Genomic DNA, 26,324 nt, shown 5'->3' on the forward strand with positions numbered 1-26,324 from the left:
CGGCGTGGGTGGGAGGGGAGCGCATACGGGCGTCCTCTTCACTCGGATTGGCGCCGCTCCCAGTCACCGAAGGTTTCCCTCGATGCGGTCTGCCACGTGGTTCGGCCGTTGGCGCTGGCTCGGCCGTACACCACGGCAGCGGCAGCTGACGCGGACGTGAACACGAAATCTTTCTGGAGCGTAACCAGATGCGGGCGAGGACCAGGAGTACTGATGGCGACGACCTTCGCATGAAGCGGTTGCCGTGCATTGAACTGCTTTCGAGTTGTATCCGCCATAGCTGGGTTGTCTTTCATCATCCCGTTGATGATTGAACCCTCAAGCATGGTGAACTCACCGTCGATGAGCTGAGCCTTCGCGTCGCAACCGTCACGTGTCGTCATATGGAACACGGGACTGTCCGGAGACGCGGTAACCTCGGTTGCATCCACATCGACCGTGGGGGTGGCCGACTTTACGGCTGTGGACGCCGAGTCGGGCTTTGTGGCTGCCGCTTTCGGGCGGCCACGGAAAATGTCGAAGCCGAGAACGGGCATCAGGATCTGGATCTGGCTGATGAAGTATTTCATGTCGGATTCATCGGCTTCGGGCAAAGCCGCTCCACCAGTCGGAGCATTGCCATTGAGCAGCTTGAACCGTCCGATGTTCTGGGCAAGCCTGATCAGTTCCGACTCCAGATAACGGACATGGGCTTTGGTCAGGTTCATGTCCTTGGACGTGATGATGACGACGTCCTTCCAGAAGTCCTTGTGGATGTTGTGTTGGTCGAGGCGGTTTGCGACGAAGTCCCCCTCGCCGATGTATGCCGCAGGCTGGTCTTCTTCGTCGGTCCCGAAGAGGATGTAGACGCCAGTCCGCTTGGCTTCTTCCCGGCGTTTGATTTCGCCCAGTTCGCTTCGGCGGCCCCGGAGCATGTGCCCGGTCCAATTGAGGATCTCCGCCGTCATCAAGCCCCCGACGGTTCCATCGACGAGGAAGAGGCGCACTTGCTTGCCGGTCATTAGGTCTCCATTGCTGCTGTCGTGCGGGCGTTGCAAACGGTTTCGAGCCTATGGCATGTCCGGCGGCCACGAGCGGAGGAGTTCGTGAAGCATGCTACTTGAGCTGGTGTTATCTGAGAAGGCCGAAACCCGGCACGTGCGTAAAGCAGGTGCCGGCCTCGTTCGCAGTCATCGGGACTGGGAAATCAGTCAAGCTCCACGTACGTCAGCTTGTCGTAGTTGACCGTCGGGTCGGCAAACCCGAGCTTGAAACCCTTGGCGGTCTCGGGCACCTCGAATGCCCACTTCATGGTCTTGGTGAATCCCGGGTTCGTTTGCTCATTGCAGCCAGGATTGCCGGGGATCCGATAGAGGCTGTCGATCGGCTGGAAGTGGCGCCCCTGGTCATCGACGAGTTCCGACTGGATCGCGAATCCGCAGGTGAGATCCCACGCTTCCGTGCCGGTGTTCTCGACCTCGGTGGTCACCGTGACCAGTTTGCCGCCCTCGACGGCATCGAGGGACTCGGTAGCGGCGTGCTCTGCCCGTACTCCCTCCTCAAGGTAGTCAATCGAAGGGCCCTCCTCGATGTTCGTGACGGTCAAGCGGATTCCATCGGAATCAACGGCATCCCCCTTGCCGCCGGCGACATTTACGGAACTCATGGACGGCGAATCCGGACCTTCATCCACATCGAAGATCGATGCCGTTTCGGCTTCACCGTCGGCATCGATGCCCGTGGTTGCGGTAACCGACGAGGCGCCGGTGAAGAACCCGAGCGTAAAAGCGACGACAACGCCAACGACGGCGAGGATGATGCCGAGGATCAACGGGGTTTTGCTGCGGGGCTTGTTCACGGGAATCGGGTGAGCATTGCCGTATGGGGACGGGCCTGCGTTAAAGGGAGAGGACATGCGCGGACTTTCTGGCTCAGGCGATCGTCATGGACGTCGCAAGGAACGCATCCCTTCCGGATCAAGGGAGCGAAACTACGGCCGATGCAGTGCGAGCGCCAATTGGCTGCCCGTCTTTGCGGCCAAATCAGAATGATAGATAGGCCTGTGGATGTGTTGCTCACGGTATCGAACACCGTTGCGTAAACGCGCAGCATTTCGGGTGGAGCATTCGGCGCTTCGTGGAACGGCTCCGAATTCTATCGAGCGAACACCCTACCCATCGCCGCAGATACGTGCGTCGATAACTGGCCCTTCCGGTTTTAGAGTGCGTTGATCTTGGCCTGGAACCCTCCGGAGTGGATCAGTGACCGCAAGATGTAGTGGTTGAGGTTCCTGAACCCGAGTGCGATGCCACGCAGGTGCTCCAACCGTCCGTTGATGGCCTCGACGGGGCCATTGGAAGCGCCGGTGTCGAAGTACGCGAGGATCTCGGCCCGTCGTTTCCACATCGTCCGGCCCAACTGCCCCAGCTCCTGGACCCCGGCGGGAAGATCTTTCCGGATCCGGCACATGATTTTGTACATCCACCTCTTCCCGACCCGACGGTCAGGATGCTCATAGGCTGCGATGATGTCCTGATACGTCCAGTGCGTGACATCCACAGCCGTGTGCCGCTCATCAGCGAACACCGCGTCCAGCTTCGCTTTCTGCCTGTCGGTCAGCAGTCCCATCCGGGTTAGCAGGATCCGACGCACCCCGTACAAGGGATCCCCTGACCGGCCGCGATGCCCACAGGTGTCCTGTTGGATCCGCTGCCGGGTCATAGTCAGCTTGTCGGCGGCCAGGTGCACGACGTGGAACGGGTCCATCACCTTCCTCGCCTTCGGCAGCTGCTCGGTGGTGGCGGTGTGGTAGCCGGCGAATCCGTCCATCGCCACGACTTTCACCCGGTCGCGGAAGGACTTCTCCCGGGCGGCGAGCCAGCGGCGCAGCACCTCAGCGGATCTGCCCGGCACCATGTCCAACAGCCGGGCGGGCCCGGTGCCGTCCACGTTCGGCGTCAGGTCGACGATGACGGTGACGAAACCGGGAGTACCGTCGCCGCGGCGGTGTTTCCATTTGTGCTCGTCCACCCCCAGGACGCGGACTCCGGCCAGGTGGGTGGGATCAGCGTAGATCAGCTCCCAGGCCTGTTCGAGGGCTACCTGGTTGACCAGATCCCAGCCGATGTCCAGGGACTTCGAGATCGCGGCAACGCTCATGCGGTCAATCGCCAGGCGCTGGAGGATCCAGCGGGTGCAGCGGTCGGTGAGCTTGGCTTTCCGCTTCGCGCACACGAGTTGCTGTTGAAAGATCTTTGTCGCACAGGCGGTGTTGGTGCAGGTGAAACGGGGTAGCCGGATCCGTAACCGGGTGGGATGCCCGACGACGGGCAGGTCCACGAGTTCACGGATCCGGTGATCACGCAGCCGGCCTTTCATCCCGCAGGCCGGGCAGGAGGCATCCTGTTCCACCGGGCGGCAGGTGATCCACGTGTGGCGCTCATCGATCGCGGCGCCCGTGATGGTCAGGCCGAGTTCAACGGTCCGGATGATGGTGTCAGCAATAAGAGACGTAGAATCGGGCATAGGTCCTCGGGGCGAAAGATGGTTGTGTAGGAGCTTTCATCTTCGCACCAGGGACCCCTATATCTTGTGGTGGGTCCCGATCCTCATACTTGGTACCTCATCCCGGCTACGCACCCCAGATCCGGAAGAGCCCGATAACTCGTTCGATGTGGTCCGGCCAGGTTATCCGGGCGACCGGATACGGTGCGGGCATCAACGAAAGGAGATCCCCATGACCACGTCAATTGCCCCGGTTTCGCAGTCCGCTCGCTCCGCCACGGCATTGCGGGGGCCGTCTCCCGCCATGATGCGCCGGCGCATTAACCCCCGGCTCGTACCTCTTCGGGATGACGACGTCACGGCGACGCCACTCCCGACTACGGAGTCTGGCGCCGAAGCCGTGCTCGCGACGATCCACGTGGCGTCGGCAACGACCGCCACTGCCGCCATCATGTGCGGCGAGCTCCGCATCAGCCATCCGGGACTGCAGGATTGGGTGCTGACCCGGATCGAGTGCGACCGCCACGAACACCCCTCCCAGCCGGCGGCGTGGGCGACGCCGGAGGAACGGCAGAAATTCGCCAACGCCAGGAACGCGGCGCTGACCCGAAGGGCCATCGCCGACCGGGCGCGCATCGCCGTGGATTTGGCCGGTCACCTGGCGGCGATCCAGGCGGTGCATGGCCGCGTCGTCGTGGACATCCCCGACGCCATGGTGGCCGCGGCGGTCGGCACGCTGCCCTTCGGGCTGGAACGGTTCTCCGGGAACCTCGGGGTGGTGGATGGGGCCCGTCGCAGCGTCTATCGCTCCGTCGACGGACAGCTCGAAGACGAAAAGGAGCGCGTCGGGCGCATCGAAGCCGAAGAAGCACGCAACCGGGAACCCCTGCGCATCGCCAGCGACGCCTCCCGCGGCCGGAGGGGAGCCGCCGGCATCGCCTGGGTCACCGCCGAGGGCCGCCACGCCACCCGCATGGTCGACGTCAGTGCGGTCGCGGAAGCCGAGTTCCTCGCCATCAAGTCCGCCATCGACGACGCCGTCTCCCGCGAGCCGGGCCGAAAGATTGTCATCCTCTCCGATTCGCGGAAGGCTCTCGGCGCTCTGACGGGTAAGTGGCTGCCGCAGTGGGCCACCGGCAAGCGACTGGCGCAGCTGAATCAGACGCGCGCCCACATCCGCGACCACGGCATCCAGCTGAAGTGGGTGCGCGGCCATGCGGGTGATCCGCTCAACGAACTCGCCGACCGGCTCGCCGTCCACCGCCGCCGATGCACCGACTGCCGCCTCACCGCCGAGGTCATCGCCGACCGTGAGGTGCGAATCATCGCCGATGGCTTTGCCGACGACTCGGCGGGCGCCCCGGCGGCGGCCGCCTGAGCCGCCGACTTCCCGACAAAGACATCGACGTAAACCTGTGACGTGGACCTGCCCGGCCCGGCCCGTCGCATGCCGCCCCGAGTTGACGTGACCCCGAACCCGGGCGCCTAATGGTCGGATGGCCTCCACATCCAAGCGCCCCACCCCCAAGCGCTCCGACTCGGCGCGCCCCACCCCGAAGAGCCCCGTCACGGCAGCCCTGCTGTCGACCCCGCTGCTGTTCGCCGCCGTCATCGCGGTGGCGGTCAACTTGCGCGCCGGCATTTCGTCGGTGGGCCCGGTGCTGGAGGAAACCCTCGCCGCATTCGGGGCCGGTGCGTCGCAGGCGGGGCTGATCACGGCGATGCCCGGATTCCTGTTCGCGCTGATGGGCCTTGGTGCGGTGCCCGTGGCAATGCGGCTGGGTCTGACGCGAACCATCGCGCTGGGCGCCGCGCTGACGTTCACGGGACTGGCCGCGCGGCCCTGGGTGGGCGCGATGTCGGTGTTCATCGTGCTCACCGGCTTCGTCGTCGCGGGCATCGCGGTGGCCAACGTCCTGCTGCCGGCATGGATCAAACGGCACGGCGGCCGGCACGTCGTGGCCCTGATGACGGCCTACGGCGCCCTGCTCGGCCTGTCCGGCGCCGTCGGCCCCTTGAGCGCGCTGGCATTCTCCGGCGACCACGCATGGCAGTGGGCGCTGGCCGTGTGGGCGGTGCCGGCGGCGGTGCAGGTCGTGGTGTGGGTGGTGGTCGTCGTAAAGCTCGGCAACGACGCACCCCGCCCCGGCCAGGCCACCGCCGACCGCGACCCGGCCCTCGAGGTGTCCATGTGGCGCTCGCCGACGGCGCTGTTCCTGCTGGTGTTCTTCGGCCTGCAGTCGATGAACGCCTACGTCCAGATGGGCTGGCTGCCGCAGATCTACCGCGACAACGGCGCCTCCGCGGCGACCGGCACGATCGCGTTGGCGCTGGTCGGCGGCCTCAACGTCATCGGCGGGCTGGTCATGCCGATGCTCATCGCACGCGCCCGCACGCTCACCCCGTTCGTCGTCGTCTTCGCCGTCGCCACCGCAGGCGGTTACCTGGGACTGTTGCTTGACGACGCCCACCTGCCCCTCCTATGGGCCCTCCTCCTCGGTGTCGGCGGATTCTGCTTCCCCACGGCGATCGCCCTCATCCCGGCGCGCAGCCGCTCGCACGTGATCACGGCGAAACTGTCCGGATTCGTCCAGCCCTACGGGTACCTGATGGCCGGGACGGGGCCCATCCTGGTCGGGGCGGCGTACGGTGCGACGGGGCAGTGGCGGGAGATTCTCATCGCGCTCGTCGCCAGCGCGGTGCTCATGGGCGTCATCGGCGTACGCGCCGCCGCACCCACCACCATCGACGACGAACTCGCCGCCAGGGCCCGCCCCGCGTCCGGCCGACCCTGATCCCGCGCCCGAACACAACGAGTGGCGGCCGCGGCACCCGCAGGTACGCTTCCGGATATGACGCAGGACACCATTCAGCAGGAAATCATCGCGACACTGCAACGACTCGGCCTGGAACTGCGCAACCCCGCCGCCATCCGCGCGGGGGAGAACCGGGCACGCTCCATCCTCACGGCGGAGCATTACAACGGTGGCCCGGCGTTTTCGCACGTGCTCGCCTACGACGCAGAAATGATCGAAGCCGACGACGCCTACGGCGAATGGGTCCACGAATGGGCCCGCGCCACGGGCAAAGAGGACCGCGTCACCGACGTCGCCTCGCACGTCGATTTCGACGGCGGCACCTCGTGGCTGACCTACCGCCTCGACGGCCGCGACGTGCGAATCGAGTTCACGCAGGAAGCCGACTGGCTGGACATCGAGGTTTTCGACCGCGTTCTCGAAGACTTCGGCACCATCCCCGGCCGCACCCGCCTATACATCGACAACGGCCAATCCGGGGTCTACATCTGGGTCCCCGACGACGACGTCGCCGAGTTCACCGAGCTCATCCCCGACGCCGAGGTTGCCTAGCGGCGAAATGGCGGAGCAGTCACGTACGTGAGTTTTCCTCGAAGCTCACCGCCCCGACGACGTACGCCGCCGCGACCATCGCCAGCCGCACCTCGCGGCTCAACCGGGAATCCATGCGCAGGCGAAAGCGGTAGAGGGAACTGAGGCTGTTGAAGAAGCCCATGCGTTCCCGGCTCAACGACGCCACCGGCGGGACCGGGTCGCCTCCCTTGTCCGGCTGACCGACGTCGGGGAAGATCTCGACGAACCGGCAACTCCGGTCCCCGTCGGCGAGCAAGCCGGCCGGTTCGACGCCCTCCGCGTGCAATTGGATGGAAAGGCCCATCCGGAACAGCTTCCACATTCCGACGATGTAGACCAACCGCTCCTCCTCGCCGGGCAGGAAGGCGTCGAAGCTCGCGCCGCCCATGCCCCGCAGGTCGCGGATGTGCAGGAATTCCCGGCCGGCCTCGTCCTCCACGACCAGCACCCGCGGAGAGAGAAACGCGCGTTCCTCACGGTGCCGGGCCCGGCGGATGCGGGCCACCAGCTGCCCGTCCGCGTCGAAGACGTCCATCTCCCTGCGCGAAATCTGATCGAAGGCCAGCTCGTTCAGGTCGAGGAAATCGGGGACGGCCCGGGGAGCTGGAGCGGGAGCGGCCGCCCCCGGCCGCCACGTCGGCTCGCCCGGGCGCGGCTCGGGCAGGGTCTCGAGTAGTGGCTCGGGCGGGGGATCGGGTCGCTTTTCCTTGCGGGCGGCGAAGTAGCTCGACTCGGTGGCCTGCTCCCACAAACTGCGTTCGTCGGTCATGGCGGTTCCTCCGATCGGCCATGGCGTACCGCAGAGGCGCTCCGCCGTGGCGTGCTGCAGTGGCGTGCTCGTGCGCCGAACTTAGTCGAATCCTTCCGGCGGCGCCGCGTGCTACCAGGGCTCGGACTGTCCCGGCCACAGGCCCCTCAGCGCCAGACGGGATCGGTGGAAACCTCCGATCGGGTGTTTGTCGTGCAACGCCATGAGAAATCCCCAGAACCTCCGCGGAGTTCCCCGGGCCTCTTCGGCGCGGGCGACCATCTCGATGCACGCCACGATATCGGCGGGAAAGTAGTCGACGCCCGGCGTGTTCGGAGGGGATCTCCACGCCTGCTGCGCCCGGTAACAGGCGGCCATCGCCGCCGTCGCGGCCGTCGACGGGAACCGGTCGAGAAAGTGCTCGGCCGCGTCGAGGGTCGTGCGGGATTCCACCTCGACGGCCGCGTCGAAATCGATCAGCTCCACCGTCGGATCCGGTTCGCGGAAATGGGATTCGATGACCGCCGCCGCCAGCTGGTCTTTCGGAGCCGAGTCGACCGGCGTTCCGTCCGACCGCAACCCCGCCAATTCGAACGCATGCGCCCGAGCCGCATCGCCGTGGCCGAAAGCCTCGGAGAACACCTTCATCGACCGCCAGAGCTCATCGACGTCGAAGCACTCCACGGCGATGCGCCGCACCAGGTCCCGGGCATCGTCGCGGTCCGCACCGGCCAGCCATTCGACGACGGATCCGGCATCGATCGCCTGCCGGTCATCCCGGTCCAGGGACACCAGGCCCCGATCCAGAAACCGGGCCGTCGTCGCCACCGACGCCGCCGTCGGCGGTCGGCCGCGGTAGTAGACCATCACGGCCGCCTGAGCGCCGTCCGGCGCCTCCGAAATGATCCGCGCATAGCCGACCTCGTCGCCGAGGAAACCGGCGAGCGACAAACGACGCCCCCACTCCTTGAGGTTTCCGCCGACGCCACGCCGCGCGGTCAACCAGTCGAGCAATTCCGCCAACTGGTCGTCGTCGAGAAGCACCCGGATGTGCCGCATCAGGATCGTTTCCTCATCGTCGGCCTCACCATCGATGACGTCCTCGATCCACGCGAGCATCGCACCGTTTCGCGGGGGACATGCGGCGACGATGCGATCGAGCAGGGGATCCCCCAACCTGCTGATCTCCGCCCGCTCCCAATCACCGCCGAAAGGGGCCGGTTCGGCCGGGACGGGGGCGTCGTCAAGCAACCGACGCACCGCGTCGCGGGCCGGCGGCACCGCGTCCTGCAGCAGCCGCACCGCCATGTCCGGACGCCCGGCGTCACCGATCCGATCGGCGTCGGCGCACACCGAAGCAACGGACTCCCGGAGCGCATCGGCGCCCGGGCCCGTCGCCCGCAGCTCCGCAAGTGAGGCGGCCGCGACATCATGGCATTGCGCGTCGGACATCGACGCCGCCGGCCACGGGAACTCCTCGCCGTCGAGCCACGGATCCAGCTCCACGTCCTCGCCGTGGGCGCACAACCAGGCGTTGGCCGAGCCGTCGCCGTAGCGGGAGTCGTCCGGGTAACCGCGCACCACCCCGGGAAATCCCGCCGCCGCCTCGTCCGGCAGCGCACCCCGGCCGAACACCACCAGCGCCACCGCGCACAGATGCTCGCAGTACGGGGAGTAGACGGTCGCCCCGCAATCGCACCGCGCCGCGCCCGGGAACATCATCCCGTCGTAGGACACCCGGTGCCCCGCGACCTCCGCCTCGTACATTCCCGGCCCCGGGGGACCGAACGTCACCTGGTCGGCGAGATCCGCGCCGCGCCGCAACCGCGGCAGGCCGATCCAATCGACCAGCGTTTGCAGGTGGCGGACGGGTTGCGAGGAAAAATCGACGCTGCCATGGTTTCCGGGGTTCGACGTCATGGTCCCATCGTGGCAACATGGGCGGATCACCGTTCCCGGGAGGAAAGCCATGGACGAACGCCTGTTTGAGGCCGTCGGCTTTGCGGCGACGTCGGCCGAGATCGACGACGCGCTGGAAAACGCCCCCACGCGATTTCTGCGCAACCACCCCGACCATGATCCGCTGCTGGCGTACCCGGATCCCTCGGGATTCACGGTGGCGAATTTCGGCCTCGGCGACGGTCGGTCCGACTTTTCGCTGACCGCGTCGGTTCCGGGCGCGGACCAGGCCACGGTGGCCGCGGACGTTTTTCAGGTGGCGCCGGGCATGGCGCACGTGGACGTGCTTGACGACGCCGACCAACTGGCGCTCCGCCTCCTGGCGATGGTCGACGACCCGCACATGTACCCCGTGTACCCGCTGCGGGAGGTCGGTGAACCGGCGCATGTCGAGCAGCTGCATCTGGGGGCGATCGCCGTCGACGTCAACGTCTTCGCCTCGATCGACGACTGGTCGGACACGGCGGGCCGGGACGACGCCGATCCGCTGAACGGTCCGCGATTCCTGATCTGTCCGTGGTTGTTCGCGCTGTACGACGGTTCGGCGACGGCCGACGAAGCCAACTCGTCGGCCCTGTTCCGCGGAATCTGCCGCGACGTGGAGACGGTGACCAACGAATTGACGGGCAACCCGTATTACCGGGCCATCGTCGACTCCGCGGTGCCGATGGTCGTGGCGCTGCCCGCCGCGACGGATCCGGCGCCGGAGCCCGGCAGCGTCATCGACGGCCGGGTGGTGCTCACCGCGACCACGAATTTCTGGCGCATCGGAGACTGACTCCGTCGGCCATGTCGCTTCCGCGGGGCGGCGGAAGCCGGTGCTCGTCGGGTTCGGGGGCGTCGGACGTGGGGGCGCCGTCGGGCGCAGGGGAGTGACGCGTTCCATGCCCTGGGACGAGTCGGCCGGGAGGCGGGCCGTGCCACCGGTGATTACTGTGGAAACCATGGTCGAGGTGCGAATCCACGGAAGGGGCGGACAGGGCGTCGTCACCGCGTCCGACCTCATCGCCAAGGCGGCATTTTCGGAGGGGCGCCACGCGCAGGCGTTCCCCTCCTTCGGTTCGGAGCGCACGGGGGCGCCGGTGGTGGCGTACTGCCGCATCAGCGACCGGCAGATCCGCACCCGCGAACCGGTGCTGCACCCGGACCTGGTCATCGTCCAGGACCCCACGCTGCTGACGGTGCTCGACCCCTTCGCCGGGTTGACCGCCGACGGGTACGTGCTCATCAACTCCACCAAGCGCACCGCCGAACTCGGCCTGACGTCGCTGCAGGAACAACAGCCGCCGGGGCACTTCATGACGCTGCCGGCCACCGACATCGCCCGCGAACACACCGGGCGCACCGTGCCAAACGCCGTGCTGCTCGGCGGAATGGCCGCACTGACCGGCCTGATCCGCATGGACTCGGTGGCGGAGGCCATCGTCCAGCGTTTCCCCGGGCCGGTGGGGGAGAAGAACGTCGCCGCAGCCCGGGCCGCCTACGACGTCGTCATGGACAAGAAGCGCGCCGCGAAGGAGAAGCAGAATGCTTGAGCAGATCGAGGGCAGTCAGGCGGTGGCCAAAGCCGTCGCCGCGTGCCGGCCGGAGGTGATCTGCGCGTACCCCATCTCGCCGCAGACCCACATCGTCGAGGCGCTGTCGGCGCTGGTGAAATCGGGTGACCTGCCCGGCTGCGAATACGTCAACGTCGAAAGCGAATTCTCCGCGATGTCGGCGTCGATCGGCGCCTCCGCCGCCGGCGCCCGCGCCTACACCGCAACCGCCTCCCAGGGTCTGCTGTTCATGGTCGAGGCCGTCTACAACGCCTCGGGCCTGGGACTGCCGATCGTCATGACCGTGGCCAACCGCGCCATCGGCTCGCCCATCAACATCTGGAACGACCAGACCGACTCGATGAGCCAACGCGACTCCGGCTGGCTGCAGCTCTACGCCATCGACAACCAGGAGGCCGCCGACCTGCACGTCCAGGCCTTCAAGATCGCCGAAGAACTCTCCCTGCCCGTCATGGTGTGCATGGACGGTTTCGTGCTCACCCACGCCATGGAACAGGTCGACGTGCCCGAACGCGACGACGTAGCCGCGTTCCTGCCCGACTACAGCCCCCGTCAGATCCTCGACCCCGACCACCCCATCTCCATCGGCGCGATGGTCGGCCCCGAGGCGTTCACCGAAGTCCGCTACCTCGCCCACCACAAGCAGCTCGAAGCCCTCGACGTCATCCCGCGCGTCCAAAAGGAATTCGCCGACGTCTTCGGCCGCGACTCCGGCGGCCTGCTCCACGAGTACCGCACCGACGACGCCGAGACCATCATCGTCTGTTTGGGCTCAGTCACCGGAACGCTGCGCGACGTCGTCGACGAGCGTCGTGAAGCAGGGGAGAAAATCGGCGTGCTGTCCCTGGTCAGCTTCCGGCCCTTCCCCTCCGCCGCCGTCCGCGAAGCCCTGTCGGGAGCCACGCGCTTCATCGTGCTGGAAAAGGCGTTCTCCGTCGGCATCGGCGGCATCGTCTCCTCCCACTGCCGAGCCGCCATGCGCGGCCGACGGTTCATCTGCCACGAACTCATCGCCGGCCTGGGCGGACGTGACATCACCAAGGCATCGCTGCACGCCTACCTGGACAAGGCCGTCGTCGACGACGTCGAAGACACCACGTTCCTCGACCTCGACCGCGAACTCGTCGACCGCGAATTGCGACGCGAAACCCTGACGCGGCGCTCGGGCGCGATCCCCGAAAACCTGCTGCGCGACCACGCCGAACGCGCCCGCACCGGGCACTTTGCCGAGGAGGCCTGACCCATGGACGACACCACCGCCGGCCGACCCCAAGACACGCGCCCCGGGGCCCCGCGATCCGGGGACGCACGACTCGGGGGAGCACGACCCCGCGGCGCCGACGACGGGGGAGCACGAATGGACAGCCCCACCGTGCTGCTGCCCGCCCCCAGGTACCGCGGCACCGACATCCCCGCCCGCGACGCCGCGAAGTTCTACCAGGTCGGCTCGTTCGCCGTGGGCAACCGGCTCGTCGACGACGACCTGCGCTCCGTGCAATCCGACGCCGACCGCTTCAACTCCCTGACCTCCGGCCACCGCGCCTGCCAGGGCTGCGGCGAAGCACTCGGCGCCCGCTACGCCCTCGACGCGGCCATGGCCGCCGCAAAAAACAAGATCATCGCCGCCAACGCCACCGGCTGCCTCGAAGTGTTCTCCACCCCCTACCCGGAGACCTCCTGGAACCTGCCGTGGATCCACTCCCTGTTCGGCAACGCGCCCGCAGTGGCCACCGGCATCCAGGCCGCGCTGAAGGCCAAGGGCCGCGACGACGTCCGCGTCGTCGCCCAAGGCGGCGACGGCGGTACCGTCGACATCGGCTTCGGCCCCCTGTCCGGCATGTTCGAGCGCAACGACGACGTGCTCTACATCTGCTACGACAACGAGGCCTACATGAACACCGGCGTGCAACGCTCCGGCGCCACGCCCCCGGCCGCCCGCACCGCCACCACCCAACCCGTCGGCGCCGCGCCGGGCAACACGTTCGGCCAGGGCAAATTCCTGCCGCGCATCGCCATGGCCCACGAAATCCCCTACGTCGCCACCGCCACCGTCGCCGACCTGCGCGACCTCGAATACAAGGTCGCCCGCGCCATGGAATTCCGCGGCGCCCGCTACATCCACGTGCTCGTGCCCTGCCCGCTCGGCTGGGGCTCGGCGTCGAATCACACCATCAAGCTCGCCCGACTGGCCACCCAGTCCGGCATCTTCCCGGTGTTCGAAGCCGAATACGGCGAAGTGACGTCGGTGTCCAAAATCCGCCGCCGCGTACCGGTGACCGAATACCTCAAACTCCAGCGCCGCTTCGCCCACCTGTTCAAGCCGGGCGCCGATGCGGGCGTCATCGAACGCCTGCAAGCCGGCGCCGACCGCAACATCCGCCGCTACGACCTGGTCGACGACGCCACCGTCGACCTCATGGCCGACGACACGGAAGGAACCGAGCAACGATGACCGACCAACCAACCGACGGCCAGTCGACCAACCCGTCCGGCGGAAAGGCCGGAGACCGGGGCGGTTCGACCAAAACGACGCTGCCGTTCGCAGTGTCGCTGCCGGTGGGATCGTCGCTGGCCAACGAAACCGGCTCGTGGCGCACGGAACGACCCGTCTACGTCGACCTGCTCCCGCCGTGCAACAAGGCCTGCCCGGCCGGCGAGAACATCCAACTGTGGCTGTCGCATGCCGAAGACGGCCGCTACGAAGACGCCTGGCGCGAAATCATGCGCAACAACCCGCTTCCCGCGGTGATGGGCCGAGTCTGCTACCACTCCTGCCAAACCGCCTGCAACCGCGCCGAAGTCGACGAAGCCGTGGGCATCAACGCCATCGAACGCTTCCTGGGTGACAAGGCCATCGAAGAAGGCTGGGCGCCGACGGTCGCCGTCGCACCGTCCGGCAAGAAGGTCCTCGTCGTCGGCTCGGGGCCGTCCGGCCTGTCCGCCGCCTACCACCTGGCGCTGGGCGGCCACGCCGTCACCGTCCGCGACCTCGGCGATGAACCCGGCGGCATGATGCGCTACGGCATCCCGTCGTACCGCCTGCCCAGGAACATCCTCGACGCCGAAATCAACCGCATCCGCGACCTCGGCGTCACCTTCGAACAGGGCGTGCGCGTCGACGACCTCGACGCCGCGCTGGAAGAATTCGACGCGGTGTTCACCGCCGTCGGCGCCGGCTTGGCCCGCAACATCGGAGTCCCCGCCGGCGAAGCCGCCCACGTACTCGACGCCGTCGACGTGTTGCGCGACGTCGAAAAGCAACAAACCCCGCTGCTGGGCCGCCGCGTCGTGGTCTACGGAGGCGGCAACACCGCCATCGACGCCGCACGCACCGCCCGCCGCCTCGGCGCCGAAGAATCCGTCATCGTCTACCGCCGCACCCGCGGCCAAATGCCCGCCCACGAATCCGAAGTCATGGAAGCCGAGGAGGAGGGCATCACCATGCGATGGCTGTCCACCGTCGGCCACGTCGACGAAGGCGCCATCACCATCGAGAAAATGGTCCTCGACGACGACGGCTTCCCCCAGCCCACCGGCGAATACGAACAACTCGCCGCCGACTCGGTGATCATGGCGCTCGGCCAGGAATCCGACCTGACCCTGTTCGACGGCGTCGACGGCATCGTCGTCGAACGCGGCGTCGTCGCCGTCGACGACCACATGATGACCGGCCGCCCCGGAGTCTTCGCCGGCGGCGACATGGTGCCCAGCGACAAAAACGTCACCGTCGCCATCGGCCACGGCAAAAAGGCCGCCCGCCACATCGACGCCTGGTTGAGCGGCACCGACCACCGGCCGCCCGCCAAACACGGCGACGCCACCCTCGACCGCATGGAAACCTGGTACTACTCCGACGCCCCTCACCAGGTGCGCGCGAAGCTGGAAGGCGCCCGCCGCGCCTCGACGTTCGACGAAGTCGTCCAAGGCCTCGACGAAGACTCCGCCCTGTTCGAAGCCCGCCGCTGCATGAGCTGCGGCAACTGCTTCGGCTGCGACAACTGCTTCGGCGTGTGCCCCGACAACGCCGTGATCAAATTCGAGCCCGGCCGCTACGAGTTCAAGTACGACTACTGCAAGGGCTGCGGCGTCTGCGCGGAGGAATGTCCGTGCGGCGCCATCTCGATGGTGCCCGAGGAGATCTAGACGGGCGAGGAGATCGGATGGCTCCCCAGGCGATTTGACGGTGCCTGGGGTGATCTAGACGGGCGATCGCGCCCCTCATTTTCCAAACCACGGGGTCCAAACCACGGGGTCGGTGGTGACCCCGTGGTTTAGGGCCGAAAATCGAGCGACCCCGTGGTTTGGCCCCCGTGGTTTAGGTGGGGTAGGTGACCCCGTGGTTCAGGTGGGGGCAGGGGAGAGCGGGCGAGCGTCGACCTGCAGGGACACAACACCTAGGCCTGCGCCTCCCGCGCACCCCCACCGGCCGCCGCAGCGAGCACCTTCGACATCGCCTGATCGGCCAATTCCTCGCCCGCCCCCTCGTAGAGGTAGACGGCCACGTCCGCGCCGCCGTCGACAAGCAGATCACAGTGCTCGCGAACCAACGCCGTACCCGCGATCACCGCGTCGGGATGCCGCTCGCGGATGGCGGCGGCCATCTCCAGGCTGTCTCGGTGATTCGGCAACGCCAGAACGAACAGCTCCGGGGTGCAGTCGAGCTCGATGCGGCGCCACAACTCGGGGTCCGTCACGTCCCCGGCGATGATCTTGTCACCGCGGCGACGCAGCTCCTCGATCCGACCTTCGTCGAATTCGATGCCGTAAACGCGCTTGCCGTAGGCGTCGGAAAGCCTGCGGTACACGCCCTCGCCGACGCGCCCCATGCCCAACACCAGGACGTCGGCGTGGCGCACGCGCACCGGACGCTCATCGGGAATCAGACGCGACTCCGGCGTCGGCGGCACCCACCGCTTGACCAACGGCACGATGCGGTCCTCGTTTGCCGCCGCGGCGGAGCTGGCCACGAAGCTCAGCACCACCGCGATGGCCATGATCGGCGTCCACGACGCCGCCAACGCCCCGTTGGCCACGCCCACCCCGACGACGATGAGACCGAACTCCGAATAATTCGCCAGCGTCATGCCCGTCAGAATGCTCGTGCGGTCGGACAGCCCCATGCGGCGCAGCAGCGCCACGAAAATCGCGGCCTTCACCACCAGCAGCACCGTGAGCACGCCGGCGATGAGGAAACCGCCCACGCCCGGCAGGCCGCCCAGTCCGATCTCGACGAAAAACGCCACCAGCAGCAGCTCGCGCACCGAAATCAGGGCCTCGGACAGGCGGTCTGCAACCGGGTGGCCCGACAGCATGATGCCCGCCACCAGCGACCCCAGCGAACCCGACACGTTCGCCAGCTCGAACAGCGAGTACGCCGCCACCGCGATGCCGACGCCGGTGAGCACCAGCAGCTCCGCGCGGAACATCCGGTCCGGCATGCGGGTGACCAGCGGACGCAGCAGAAGCAGCAGCGGAAGCGCCAGCGCCCACGGGGCCGGCACCGAACCGGTGGAGAACACCAGAACACCCACCGCGATGATGTCCTGCAGCACCAGCACGCCCAACGCGATGCGGCCGATCGTCGACTGGCCGCGGTTGGCGTCGTCGAGCTGCGACATCACGAACACCGTCGACGAGAACGACGCCGCGATGCCCACGTACACCAGCCCGGTGAAATCCAGCCCGGCCAGCGACGCCACCGGAAGCAGCCCCAGCAGGGCGAACACCCCGGCGAAGACCACCGTGTTCGTCACCGCGTGGCCCGCCGCCGTGCCGACCACCCGCGGCTGCACCATGTCCCGCGGATTGAGCTTCAGGCCGATCGTGAACAGCAGCACCGTCACGCCCAGCTCCGCGAGCACGTTGATGAACGGGATCTGGTCGATGCCGACGGCGTTGATGGCGAAGCCCGCGCCGAGGAATCCGATGAGCGGCGGCAGACGCAGGATCGTCGCGCCCAGGCCGCCGACGATGGCGAAGAGCAACGCCGTGAGGTAGATCGACTCCATGTTCAATGAAGCTACCGTCAGTGGGCCACGGCATACCCACGCCCCTGCGCCGACGGTCCTTTCGGGGGTGCGTCTTTCGGGGGTGAGGCCGCAGCAGCACGGTTAGCCGCCCGTTGTTCTGCGACCGCGGCGGCCGTCGCCGGTTAGCTTGCCGACGGATTCGGCACGAGGCGGTGCGGCCCGAAGAACCCGACGCGGACCTTGCCCAGGTCGTCGTCGTAGGCGAAGTACAGGCGCGGGATGTTGTTGCCGCCGCCCTCGGCGATTTTGATGTGGGCCTCCATGACCTGCGTGCCGCCTTCTTCGGTGGGGAACGTGCGCGTGGCGGCGAAGCGGCGGTTGTTCATGGTGCCTTCGGATTCCTTCATGGCCAGGGTCTTCTTCGTCGCGGGCCAGTGCAGCGGGGCCCCGGAGTCGCACCATTCCCAGAATCCGGCGACCTTCGATTCGGCGTCGGCGGCCTTGGCTTCCGCGTAGGCGGCCAGGGCGACGAACGCCCGCCATGCCTTCGCGGCCCACACCGACGCGTTGGGGCTGGCGTCGAGGGCCTCGAGTTGTTGGGCGGCGTCGTCGGGGATGGACAGCCATCGGCCGAGCAGCTCGCGGGCATGTTCGAAGCAGTCGGCCGACGTGCTGTTGGCGTCCTGGCTCATGGCTTCGACGATGGTGGCCACGTCGTCGTCGATTGCTTCGTCGCCGTCCGGCCAGGGCCACAGTCCTTTGCCGCGCAGGTCGCGTTCGAGCGTGGGGTCGGCAGACAGCGCGAAGCTCAGCGCCGATTCCAGGGACTGTACCAGGGCTTTGCGACGGGCGGCGTCGGCGTCGAGCGCCGTGAATTCCTCGTCCAACACCCCGTACTCCAGGGAGGTTTCGCTAAGCGCGTCGAAGAGGGCGCCGTTGTCGCGTTCCAAATCGCTGATGGTGCCGGCCAGGCGCTTGTTCGCCTTTTCCAGGGCGGCGATGGTTTCCGCCGCGTCGCCGCCCGCGCTACCGCCGACGGTGCGCAATGCGCGATCCGACCGCAGGTAGCGGGCGATGGCCGCGGGCGGTTGCCGAACGACGCTGCGTGGCGCGACCTGCATGGTCACCCACTCCATGAGCACCTTCGACGACCGCAGTCGCCGCATGGGGTTGGTGCGGGTGGCCAGGTCGCCGCCGTTGGTGGAGGGGTGGAAGATGCGTACGTGGCCCGCCGGAACGAAGTAACCGCCCGGAGTGAAGCGCTCCGACAGCCCCGCCTCCACGTCGGCGCCGATGACCTGGACCGCGCACAGCCCGGCCAGGCGTCGCGCGATGGCGTCGGCGGTGGCCGTGACCTCCCGGTGCTCCTCGTCGGATTCGTCGGCCGGGCGCAGAACGATGAACGGAATCGACCGGTCGCGACTGGCCAGGGCGTCGGCGTACACGCCGGCGATGGCGTCGTCGACGCGCATCGAGGTCGGGTCGAGCGGCCAATTCGCCGACGTGGACTTCTCGAGCAGCGCCGTGGCCACGCGGGGTGCGGCGATGCTGATGGGCACGGCTGACTGGGTCTGCTCGGTGGACACCGAACAGTAGTAGTCGGCGGGGCCCCCGTCGGGGTGGGCCGTGGCGATGATCTCCGTCGACCAGAACGCGCCATCCGGTTTCGTTTCGGTCAGGCGGAAGGCGACCGTGCGACCGGCTGAACCATCGCCGGATCCGTCGGCACCGTCCCCGCCGTCGGACCCGCCCTCACCGCTTGCGTCGTCGTCACCGCCGTCGTCGTCACGCGCGACCGGGTCGGTGACGTCGAGCATGGTGAAACACTCCGTGCCCTTCGCATCGGCACCGCGACCGGGCGCGATGAACTCCCGCGTGTAGGGCTCACCGTCGGCGGGAAGCTCCTGCCCGTACTTGCCGCGGATCCAGTCGGCGGCGGCGGCCGCCACGCGCCGCGTCACGTCCTCGTCGGAGTGGTTCCATTGAGCGCGATACTGCTCGGCCATGCGTCGCATCCCCTCGGTCGTTCGTCGGTCGTCGGCCGGTGGTCGGCCGCGGCGAAAAGAATAACGGAAGCCGCGGATCGGCGATCCCCGCGAAAAACGGGCGTTCGAGGGCGGTCGGGTGCACCCGCAGCAGGCGAAAACCAACCCGAATCGGCATCCTTCTTCAGGATTCAGGGTCCTGCGGATAAGTTTTTACTGTCCCTTAAGGAACAAAAGGAGGACCCCCATGTTCACGTCCCGCAAGACGAAGATCGCCGCGGCCATCTCCGCCGGCATCCTCGCCCTGACCGGTTGCTCGTCCGACGACAACGGCGCCTCGGGTGACGAGACCTACAAGATCGGCATCAACCAGCTGGTCCAGCACCCGGCCCTCGACTCCGCCACGGAGGGCTTCAAGGAAGCGTTCGAGGACGCGGGCGTGGAGGTCGAATACGACGAGCAGAACGCCAACGGCGAGCAGTCCACGGCCCTGACCATCGCCCAGCAGTTCGCGTCGAAGAACCTGGATCTGGTCCTGTCGGTGGCCACCCCGGCCGCGCAGGCCACCGCCCAGAACGTGCAGGACACCCCGGTGCTGTTCACCGCCGTCACCGACCCGGTCGAGGCGGAACTGGTCGACTCGCTCGACGCGCCGGGTGCCAACGTCACCGGCACCTCCGACATCGCGCCGATCGACCAGCAGTTCGAGATGATCCAGGAGTTGCTGCCGGACGCGAAGAAGATCGGCATCGTCTACGCCTCCGGCGAGGTCAACTCGAAGGTGCAGGTCGAAGAGGCCAAGAAGGTCGCCGAGCCGCTGGGGCTGGAGATCGTGACCCAGACCGTCACCAACGTCACCGAGATTCCGCAGGCGGTCCAGGCCATCGGCGACGTCGACGCGTTCTACGTGCCCACCGACAACCTGGTCGTCTCGGGCATCGCGTCGCTGGTCCAGGCCGCCGAGGCCACCGAGACCCCGGTCATCGCGGCGGAGGAGGGCACCGTCGAGGGCGGCGCCGCCATCGCCCTGGGCATCAACTACGAGGAGCTGGGCCGCCAGACCGGTGAGATGGCGCTGCGCATCCTGCGCGATGGCGAGGACCCGGCCACCATGCCGGTGGAGAAGGCCAACGAGTACAAGTACGTGGTCAACGAGGACGCCGCGCAGCGCCAGGGCGTCGAAATCCCCGAGTCGATCCTGAACGAGGCCGAAACCGTATGATTTCCGCCGTCGAATTCGGCCTCATCTACGGGGTGATGGCGCTGGGCGTGTTCCTCACGTTCCGCGTCCTCAACTTCGCGGACCTGACGGTCGACGGTTCCTTCACCACCGGCGGCGCCACCGCGGCCGTCGCGATCCTCGCCGGTTGGAATCCTTTCCTGGCCATCGTCGCGGGCTTTGCGACGGGCTTCGCCGCGGGTCTGGTCACCGGCCTGCTGCACACCAAGGGCCGCATCGACGGTCTGTTGGCGGGCATCCTGACGCAGATCGGCCTGTGGTCGGTCAATTTGCGGATCATGGGGTCGTCGAACGTGCCGTTGTTGCGCGCGGACACCATCTTCACTCCGCTTCGCGACGCCCGTCTGATGGGCACGTGGGCGTCGGTGGGCATTTTCGCCGTCATCGTCGCCGTGGTCGCGTTGCTGATCGTGTGGTTCCTCAACACGGATTACGGCCTGGCGGTGCGCGCCACCGGCGACAATGGTCCGATGATCCGTTCCTTCGGCGTGTCCACCGACGGCACGAAGATGTTCACCCTGGCGCTGTCCAACGGCCTGGTCGGTGCGGCCGGTGCGGTGTTCGCGCAGTACCAGGGTTTCGCCGACAACTCGATGGGCGTGGGTCTGATCCTCATCGGCCTGGCGTCGGTGATCATGGGCCAGGCGCTGCTCGGCGAGCGGTTCCTGTGGTTGTCGGTGGTGGCCGTGGTGGTCGGTGCGGTGGTGTACCGACTGATCATCTTCGCCGCACTCGAGGTCGGCCTGAACCCGAATGACATGAAGTTCATCACCGCCGCGCTGGTGGTGCTGGCGCTGCTGCTGCCGCGGTGGCGCGGGATCTTCGGCGGCGCCTTGGCCGGAACGCGCGTCAACCGCGGCGGCCGCGGTGGCCGTCGCTCGGCCTCCGGTGGTGCCGGCGGGAATGATCTCGCGGCCGCGGCCCCGGCTGCCGCCGCCGGTTCGGACGAGGGGAAGGTGAAGGCGTGATGCTGAAGATCGGCAACGTCTCCAAGACGTTTTTCCCGAACACGGCCAATGAGCGTCGCGCGTTGGTCGACGTGTCGCTGGAGTTGGCGGAGGGTGATTTCGTCACCATCATCGGCTCCAACGGCGCGGGCAAGTCGACGCTGCTCAACGCGGTGTCGGGCCGGCTGGGCATCGATTCCGGCGAGATCGTCATCGACGGCGTGTCGGTGGCCGGGATGCCGGATTACAAGCGCGCCAAGTACATCGGCCGGGTGTTCCAGGATCCGCTGGCCGGCACGGCGCCGAGCCTGACCATCGAGGAGAACCTGTCGCTGGCGTACCTGCGCGGCAAGCGCCGGGGGTTGGGCACGGGACTGACCAAGGCGCGTCGCGAGGTTTTCGTCGAGCAGCTGCGCTCCCTGCAGCTGGGCCTGGAAGATCGCCTGACCACGAAGGTCGGGTTGCTCTCCGGTGGTCAGCGGCAGGCGTTGTCGCTGCTGATGGCCGGGTTCACGCATCCGAAGATCATGCTTCTCGATGAGCACACCGCGGCCCTGGATCCGCAGCGAGCGGCCTTGGTCACGGAGCTGACGCATCAGATCGTCGAGGAGGGCGGGCTGACCACGCTGATGGTCACCCACAACATGGAGCAGGCGATCCGGCTGGGCAACCGGCTGGTCATGATGCACGAGGGGCGCATCGTCTACGAGGCTTCGGCCGAGACGAAGGCGAAGTTGACCGTGCATGATCTGCTGCAGGAGTTCGTGAAGATCAAGGGCGCCACGCTCTCCGACAAGGCGTTCCTGGGGTAGAGGAGAACCGCACCCCAACCTCATCCCCTCAAACCGCGGGGTCACGCCGCCTGGAACCGCTCCCACTCCGCCGGCGGCGGGACGGTGACGTGGAGGACGTCGCCGTCGGGAAGCGGGACGGACAGCGAATGGGCGTGGAGCATCATCGACCGGATGCCCTTGTCGCGAACCAGCCGGTTGAAGCCGGGCGAACCGTATCGGGAATCGCCGCCGATGGGGTGCCCGGCGTCGGCGCAGTGCACGCGGATCTGGTGCTTGCGGCCGGTGATCAGCCGCGCTTCGACGACTGTGGCCCGCCGGCCGCGGCGCTCCACGATGCGGAACCGGGTTTCGGCTCGCTGCCCGCCGCGCCCGTCCGGCACCGCGATGGTCGCCTGCTTCGTGCGGCGCAGAGCCGTGGTGCTGACGGTCAGTTGATCGGGCCAGGCGCCCTCGACGACGGCGAGATACCGCCGGTCGATCTCGTGCTCCCGGTCGCGGAGCAGCTCCTGCAGGTACCGCAGCATCGGCGGGGTTTTGGCGACCATCACCAGGCCGGAGGTCTCGCGGTCCAGGCGGTGGGCCAGCTCCAGGTCGGGCAGGTCGGGCCGCGACTGCCGCAGGGCCTCGATGACCCCGGCCGGCACGTCCGTGCCCCGATGCACGGCAAGACCCGCGGGCTTGTCGACGACGATGAGTTCACCGTCTTCGTGGACGATCGCGCCTTCGACGGCGGCGACGAGACCGGCCGGAACCCGCACGGGCGCCGGGGAATCCGCCACGACGATGTCCGGCAACGTCAATTCGTCACCGCCCCGGACGCGGTGATTCTGTTTGACCTTCGCGCCGTTGACGCGGATTTTGCCCTCCCGCATCAGGCGGAACAGCAGGGTCGCCGGCACCCCCTTGAGCTGGGAGCGGATGTACTTGTCCAGGCGGCGGCCATCGTGGGCCTCGGGGATGGTGATCGTCCGTGCCTCGAACGTGCGCCCGGCCGGTTCATTGCGGCGGGCAAACCCGCCCGCCGAGGACCCACGCCCCCGGCCACCGCGCTTCGGCGATCCCCGCCCGTGCCGGCTACGCCGCTGCCCCGAATTACCGCCGATTGTGCTCACCACTCCACGAAAAGCCGTCGATGAGGGGCCGGAAAAACACCCCCGCCAGAAACCCCGACCATAGCGGGACGTGCGCGAACCGGGCCAATTCGCCCGATGCCGGGAGATGAGCGTCGTCAAGCGGAAATGGTGATTGAATGGAAAACGCTATCTTCCGAAAACCTCAACCGAAAGGCACCCCGATGACCGAGCAGGACGCGAAGAAACTGCACGACGAAACCAAACTCATCCACTCCGGGTACGTGCCGGGCAACAAGGACCCCCGCCAGGTGCCGATCGTCCAGTCGACCACCTACACCTTCGACTCCTCCGACGACATCGCCGCCGTCTTCGACGAACCCACCCACGCCCTGATCTACTCGCGGTTCGCCAACCCGACCGTCATGGCCGTCGAAGCCAAGATCGCCGACCTCGAAGGCGGCGTCGCCGCAATGGCCACCACCTCCGGCCAAGCCGCCACCGCCATGGCGATCATGAACCTGTGCTCCGCCGGCGACTCCTTCGTCGCATCCTCCGAGATCTACGGCGGCACCTCGAACCTGTTCTCCACCACCCTCAAGCGCTTCGGCATCGAGGTCATCTACGTCGACCAGGACGCCTCCGAAGAGGAAATCGCCGCCGCCTTCAAACCCAACACCAAGGCCCTGTTCGGCGAGATCATCGCCAACCCCGCCATGAGCGTCCTCGACGTGGAAAAGTTCGCCCGCATCGCCCACGGCCAGGGCGTGCCGCTCATCGTCGACTCCACCTTCGCCACCCCCGTGCTGTGCAAGCCGATCGAATGGGGCGCCGACGTCGTCGTGCACTCGACGTCGAAGTACCTCGACGGCCACGCCGTGCAGGTCGGCGGCATGATCGTCGACGCCGGCACCTTCGACTACGCCAACGGCAAATTCCCGGACTTCACCGAGCCCGACGAGTCGTACCACGGCGTCGTCTACACCAGGGACTACGCCGCCGCACCCTTCGTGATCAAGGCCCGCATGCAGCTGCAGCGTGACTTCGGCGCCTACCCGGCCGCACACTCGGCGTTCATGCTCAACGTGTCCCTCGAAAGCCTGGACGTGCGCATGCGCCGCCACTGCGAAAACGCCCGGAAGGTCGCCGAGTACCTGCTCACCCGCGACGACGTCCTCAACGAAGTCCGCTACCCGGGCCTGCCGTCGTCGCCGTACCACGACCTGGCCGAAAAGTACCTGGACGGAGCGTCCGGCGTGCTCACCATCGACGTCAAGGGCGGCCGCGAAGCCGGCGTGAAGTTCATGGACGCCCTCGAAGTCATCTCCCGCCAGGTCCACGTCGCCGACGCCCGCTCCTGCGTGCTGCACCCGGCGTCGACCACCCACCGCCAGGTGCCCGACGATCAGCTCGAATCCGTCGGCATCACCCCGGGCCTGGTGCGCATTTCCGTCGGCCTGGAAAACGCCGACGACCTCATCGCCGACATCGAGCAGGCCCTGGCGAAGGCCGCGGAGTAGGGCACGGCGCCATCCGTGCGTCGAGCTTCATGCTTGACGACGAGCGGCGCCGACGGGCGGTGACGGTTAGTTGAGTTCCGCCCGGCACTGCTCCTCGGACTTGCCCGACTCCAGGCAGTTCGCCCAGTCGATCTGCCCCTGCACCCACGGTGACGGGGTGTTCTCGGCGGGCGGCGTGTACGGCTCGCGCGGCTCGTACGCCGGCGGCGGGCCGTCGTGGAAATTGTCGGAGCAGTACTGCGTCCACCCGGACGTGCCGTCGGTGAACCAGGTGGTGCCCTGCTCGTAGAGGCCTTCCGAGGACTTCGCGCAGCGGGCGATGGTCTTGTTGATCGGCGTCGGGTCACCGGTCGGCGCGCCCGTGTAGCCCATGTGCCCGGCCCGGGTCGTGGTGGTGGACGCGGCGGTGGACGAAGAAGCCGGCTGCTCGTCGTCGGAGGAATCGCCGCGCGTCGGGTTCGGCTTGTCGGGGCTTTCGATGATGGTGGTTTCGGTGACGGTCTCCACCGGCGCGCCGTCGCTGGAACAGGCCGGGAGGGCCAACAACGCCGCGGCGAGCAGACCGAGGGGGAGCTTCTTGTTCATGGGTGCCTTCCGACGTAGCTGAGGGGCGACCGTGCGTGCCGACGGCCGGTGCCGGTCATCGTTTGATTATGCACCCCCGAAAACGCGTCTGACCAGCCACCGCGCCGTCATCGTGCCAAACTATTGACATGAAAACGACATTGTGTCCACTCCGTTCGTCCATCGTCGCGTTGCTCGGCACCGCCGGCCTTTTCCTCGTCTCATGCGGGACCGGCGGCACCGGCGAGGCGGCTGCTCCGTCGCCCGAGGCGGGATCGTCGCAAAGCGAAAGGCAGTCGACGGTGACCGTGACGGAAACCGCCGGGGATGAACACGACCAGGCCATCGACGTCGACTTCGACTCGCTGCAGCAGGTCGATCCGGGCATGTTCCGCGAGCACAGCGTCCAGTCGCTGACGTACGTCGTCGACGGGACGACGGGGGAGTGCTTCGTCAACGCGCCGCTGGTCACATGCATCGGCACCGCCGCCGATGACGTGCCCGACGTGGACATGCCGCCGTTGTCCGGGCGACCCGGGGCGGTCGCGATCGGCGCGGCCGGCGTCGCCTACGTCATCGCCGAGGGGGTGCCGCCGGCGAAGACCGAGCTGGAAACCGGCCAGTGGGTGAACTTCGGCGTGGTCAAGTGCGCCAAGCCCGACGACTCGACGCTGGCGTGCGTCTCCGACGGGGCCGCGTTCCAGATCGAGGGCTCCGACCGCGACATCACCACCGAGGGGCCCATCCTCGACCCCGCCGAGCTCCAGGCCAGCGCCGAAGGCCAGCCGGGCACCGGGTACACGATCGGCACCGACGTCCTGGTGCAGGCCCCGACGCTGTGCGGCGCGATGGAGGGCCACCGCCTCGCCGACGTCGTCAAGGGCGAAATCACCTGCAAGGAAGCGATGGAGGTGCTCGACGAGTACGACGAGCGTATGCCGTCGGAAGGCACCGGCAACGCCATGATCGTCGACTTCGACGGGTGGAGCTGCAGCTCGCCGACCGTCGCCCGGGCCGAGGAGCTGCAGGCGAAGACCGTCTGCGGGCATGAGGGCCGGGGCATCGAGGTCCGGGCCCCGCTGTAGACCGCGCCCCAGGAG

At 67.5% G+C, this 26,324-nt stretch carries 22 protein-coding genes; 13 read left to right on the top strand and 9 right to left on the bottom strand.

What is annotated here, in order from left to right:
• Window positions 1-38: 38 nt before the first annotated feature.
• From CFREN_RS03745 to CFREN_RS03755, 3 genes are all read right to left on the bottom strand, one after another.
• Window positions 39-1,001: a GIY-YIG nuclease family protein gene (locus CFREN_RS03745; protein WP_209653775.1), complete on the bottom strand. Its 963-nt coding sequence runs from the start codon at window positions 999-1,001 to the stop codon at window positions 39-41.
• 185 nt (window positions 1,002-1,186) lie between these two features.
• A complete protein-coding gene (locus CFREN_RS03750) occupies window positions 1,187-1,837 on the bottom strand; it encodes a DUF4352 domain-containing protein (RefSeq protein ID WP_209653773.1) in 651 nt (216 codons plus the stop codon).
• Between the two features lie 359 nt (window positions 1,838-2,196).
• The gene (locus tag CFREN_RS03755; protein ID WP_209651956.1) at window positions 2,197-3,504 is read right to left on the bottom strand and encodes an ISL3 family transposase; all 1,308 of its coding nucleotides are present in this window, start codon (window positions 3,502-3,504) and stop codon (window positions 2,197-2,199) included.
• A gap of 379 nt (window positions 3,505-3,883) precedes the next feature.
• Between CFREN_RS03755 and CFREN_RS03760 the strand changes: the two genes are divergently transcribed.
• The 3 genes from CFREN_RS03760 (at window position 3,884) to CFREN_RS03770 (ending at window position 6,851) form a co-directional block, all read left to right on the top strand.
• Complete coding sequence (locus CFREN_RS03760; RefSeq protein WP_209653771.1) at window positions 3,884-4,861, top strand: RNase H family protein; 978 nt, start codon at window positions 3,884-3,886, stop codon at window positions 4,859-4,861.
• 118 nt (window positions 4,862-4,979) lie between these two features.
• The gene (locus tag CFREN_RS03765; protein ID WP_209653769.1) at window positions 4,980-6,278 is read left to right on the top strand and encodes an MFS transporter; all 1,299 of its coding nucleotides are present in this window, start codon (window positions 4,980-4,982) and stop codon (window positions 6,276-6,278) included.
• Between the two features lie 57 nt (window positions 6,279-6,335).
• Window positions 6,336-6,851 (top strand): hypothetical protein, encoded by a 516-nt coding sequence (locus CFREN_RS03770; protein WP_209653767.1) that lies wholly within the window; start codon window positions 6,336-6,338, stop codon window positions 6,849-6,851.
• Window positions 6,852-6,870: 19 nt separating this feature from the next.
• On the opposite strand, the gene CFREN_RS03775 is transcribed toward CFREN_RS03770, so the two are convergent.
• Together CFREN_RS03775 and CFREN_RS03780 are read right to left on the bottom strand one after the other, a co-directional pair.
• Window positions 6,871-7,641: a hypothetical protein gene (locus CFREN_RS03775; protein ID WP_209653765.1), complete on the bottom strand. Its 771-nt coding sequence runs from the start codon at window positions 7,639-7,641 to the stop codon at window positions 6,871-6,873.
• Between the two features lie 111 nt (window positions 7,642-7,752).
• Window positions 7,753-9,540, bottom strand: a complete 1,788-nt coding sequence (locus CFREN_RS03780; RefSeq protein WP_209653763.1) for a hypothetical protein — start codon at window positions 9,538-9,540, stop codon at window positions 7,753-7,755.
• Between the two features lie 49 nt (window positions 9,541-9,589).
• Here CFREN_RS03780 and CFREN_RS03785 point away from each other — a divergent pair, with 49 nt between their 5' ends.
• The 5 genes from CFREN_RS03785 (at window position 9,590) to CFREN_RS03805 (ending at window position 15,278) form a co-directional block, all read left to right on the top strand.
• Entirely contained in the window at window positions 9,590-10,357 is a 768-nt protein-coding gene (locus CFREN_RS03785; protein ID WP_209653760.1) for a hypothetical protein, read from the top strand.
• 166 nt (window positions 10,358-10,523) lie between these two features.
• On the top strand, window positions 10,524-11,114 hold the full coding sequence (locus CFREN_RS03790) for a 2-oxoacid:acceptor oxidoreductase family protein (RefSeq protein WP_209653758.1): 591 nt from the start codon (window positions 10,524-10,526) through the stop codon (window positions 11,112-11,114).
• Window positions 11,107-12,375: a thiamine pyrophosphate-binding protein gene (locus CFREN_RS03795; protein ID WP_209653756.1), complete on the top strand. Its 1,269-nt coding sequence runs from the start codon at window positions 11,107-11,109 to the stop codon at window positions 12,373-12,375. The genes CFREN_RS03790 and CFREN_RS03795 overlap by 8 nt, the downstream gene beginning before the upstream one ends.
• Window positions 12,376-12,492: 117 nt before the next feature.
• On the top strand, window positions 12,493-13,587 hold the full coding sequence (locus tag CFREN_RS03800) for a thiamine pyrophosphate-dependent enzyme (RefSeq protein WP_209653753.1): 1,095 nt from the start codon (window positions 12,493-12,495) through the stop codon (window positions 13,585-13,587).
• Window positions 13,584-15,278, top strand: a complete 1,695-nt coding sequence (locus CFREN_RS03805; protein WP_209653752.1) for an NAD(P)-binding protein — start codon at window positions 13,584-13,586, stop codon at window positions 15,276-15,278. The genes CFREN_RS03800 and CFREN_RS03805 overlap by 4 nt, the downstream gene beginning before the upstream one ends.
• 251 nt (window positions 15,279-15,529) lie before the next feature.
• Here CFREN_RS03805 and CFREN_RS03810 read toward each other — a convergent pair whose 3' ends face one another.
• Together CFREN_RS03810 and CFREN_RS03815 are read right to left on the bottom strand one after the other, a co-directional pair.
• Window positions 15,530-17,143, bottom strand: coding sequence for a cation:proton antiporter family protein (locus tag CFREN_RS03810; protein ID WP_070521132.1), 1,614 nt, complete (start codon window positions 17,141-17,143; stop codon window positions 15,530-15,532).
• A gap of 143 nt (window positions 17,144-17,286) precedes the next feature.
• The gene (locus CFREN_RS03815; protein ID WP_209653750.1) at window positions 17,287-19,110 is read right to left on the bottom strand and encodes a hypothetical protein; all 1,824 of its coding nucleotides are present in this window, start codon (window positions 19,108-19,110) and stop codon (window positions 17,287-17,289) included.
• A 226-nt stretch (window positions 19,111-19,336) separates the two neighbouring features.
• Between CFREN_RS03815 and CFREN_RS03820 the strand changes: the two genes are divergently transcribed.
• The 3 genes from CFREN_RS03820 to CFREN_RS03830 are packed head-to-tail and all read left to right on the top strand — an operon-like array spanning window position 19,337 to window position 22,088.
• Window positions 19,337-20,311: an ABC transporter substrate-binding protein gene (locus CFREN_RS03820; RefSeq protein ID WP_070521126.1), complete on the top strand. Its 975-nt coding sequence runs from the start codon at window positions 19,337-19,339 to the stop codon at window positions 20,309-20,311.
• Window positions 20,308-21,297 carry an ABC transporter permease gene (locus tag CFREN_RS03825; protein WP_083291362.1) on the top strand — a complete coding sequence of 330 codons (990 nt, stop codon included), beginning with the start codon at window positions 20,308-20,310 and terminating at the stop codon, window positions 21,295-21,297. Before CFREN_RS03820 ends, CFREN_RS03825 begins: the two co-directional genes overlap by 4 nt.
• On the top strand, window positions 21,297-22,088 hold the full coding sequence (locus CFREN_RS03830; RefSeq protein ID WP_209654751.1) for an ABC transporter ATP-binding protein: 792 nt from the start codon (window positions 21,297-21,299) through the stop codon (window positions 22,086-22,088). The genes CFREN_RS03825 and CFREN_RS03830 overlap by 1 nt, the downstream gene beginning before the upstream one ends.
• A 41-nt stretch (window positions 22,089-22,129) precedes the next feature.
• On the opposite strand, the gene CFREN_RS03835 is transcribed toward CFREN_RS03830, so the two are convergent.
• A complete protein-coding gene (locus CFREN_RS03835; RefSeq protein ID WP_246580176.1) occupies window positions 22,130-23,182 on the bottom strand; it encodes an RluA family pseudouridine synthase in 1,053 nt (350 codons plus the stop codon).
• A gap of 182 nt (window positions 23,183-23,364) precedes the next feature.
• Between CFREN_RS03835 and CFREN_RS03840 the strand changes: the two genes are divergently transcribed.
• Window positions 23,365-24,660 carry an O-acetylhomoserine aminocarboxypropyltransferase/cysteine synthase family protein gene (locus tag CFREN_RS03840; RefSeq protein WP_209653748.1) on the top strand — a complete coding sequence of 432 codons (1,296 nt, stop codon included), beginning with the start codon at window positions 23,365-23,367 and terminating at the stop codon, window positions 24,658-24,660.
• A 66-nt stretch (window positions 24,661-24,726) separates the two neighbouring features.
• Here the strand turns inward: CFREN_RS03840 and CFREN_RS03845 are convergent, their stop codons facing one another.
• A complete protein-coding gene (locus tag CFREN_RS03845; RefSeq protein ID WP_209654851.1) occupies window positions 24,727-25,245 on the bottom strand; it encodes a hypothetical protein in 519 nt (172 codons plus the stop codon).
• 128 nt (window positions 25,246-25,373) lie between these two features.
• Here CFREN_RS03845 and CFREN_RS03850 point away from each other — a divergent pair, with 128 nt between their 5' ends.
• Window positions 25,374-26,309, top strand: coding sequence for a hypothetical protein (locus CFREN_RS03850; RefSeq protein WP_209653739.1), 936 nt, complete (start codon window positions 25,374-25,376; stop codon window positions 26,307-26,309).
• Window positions 26,310-26,324: the final 15 nt, after the last annotated feature.

Origin of the sequence: Corynebacterium freneyi, assembly GCF_030408835.1 — a bacterium.
Taxonomy (GTDB): domain Bacteria; phylum Actinomycetota; class Actinomycetes; order Mycobacteriales; family Mycobacteriaceae; genus Corynebacterium; species Corynebacterium freneyi.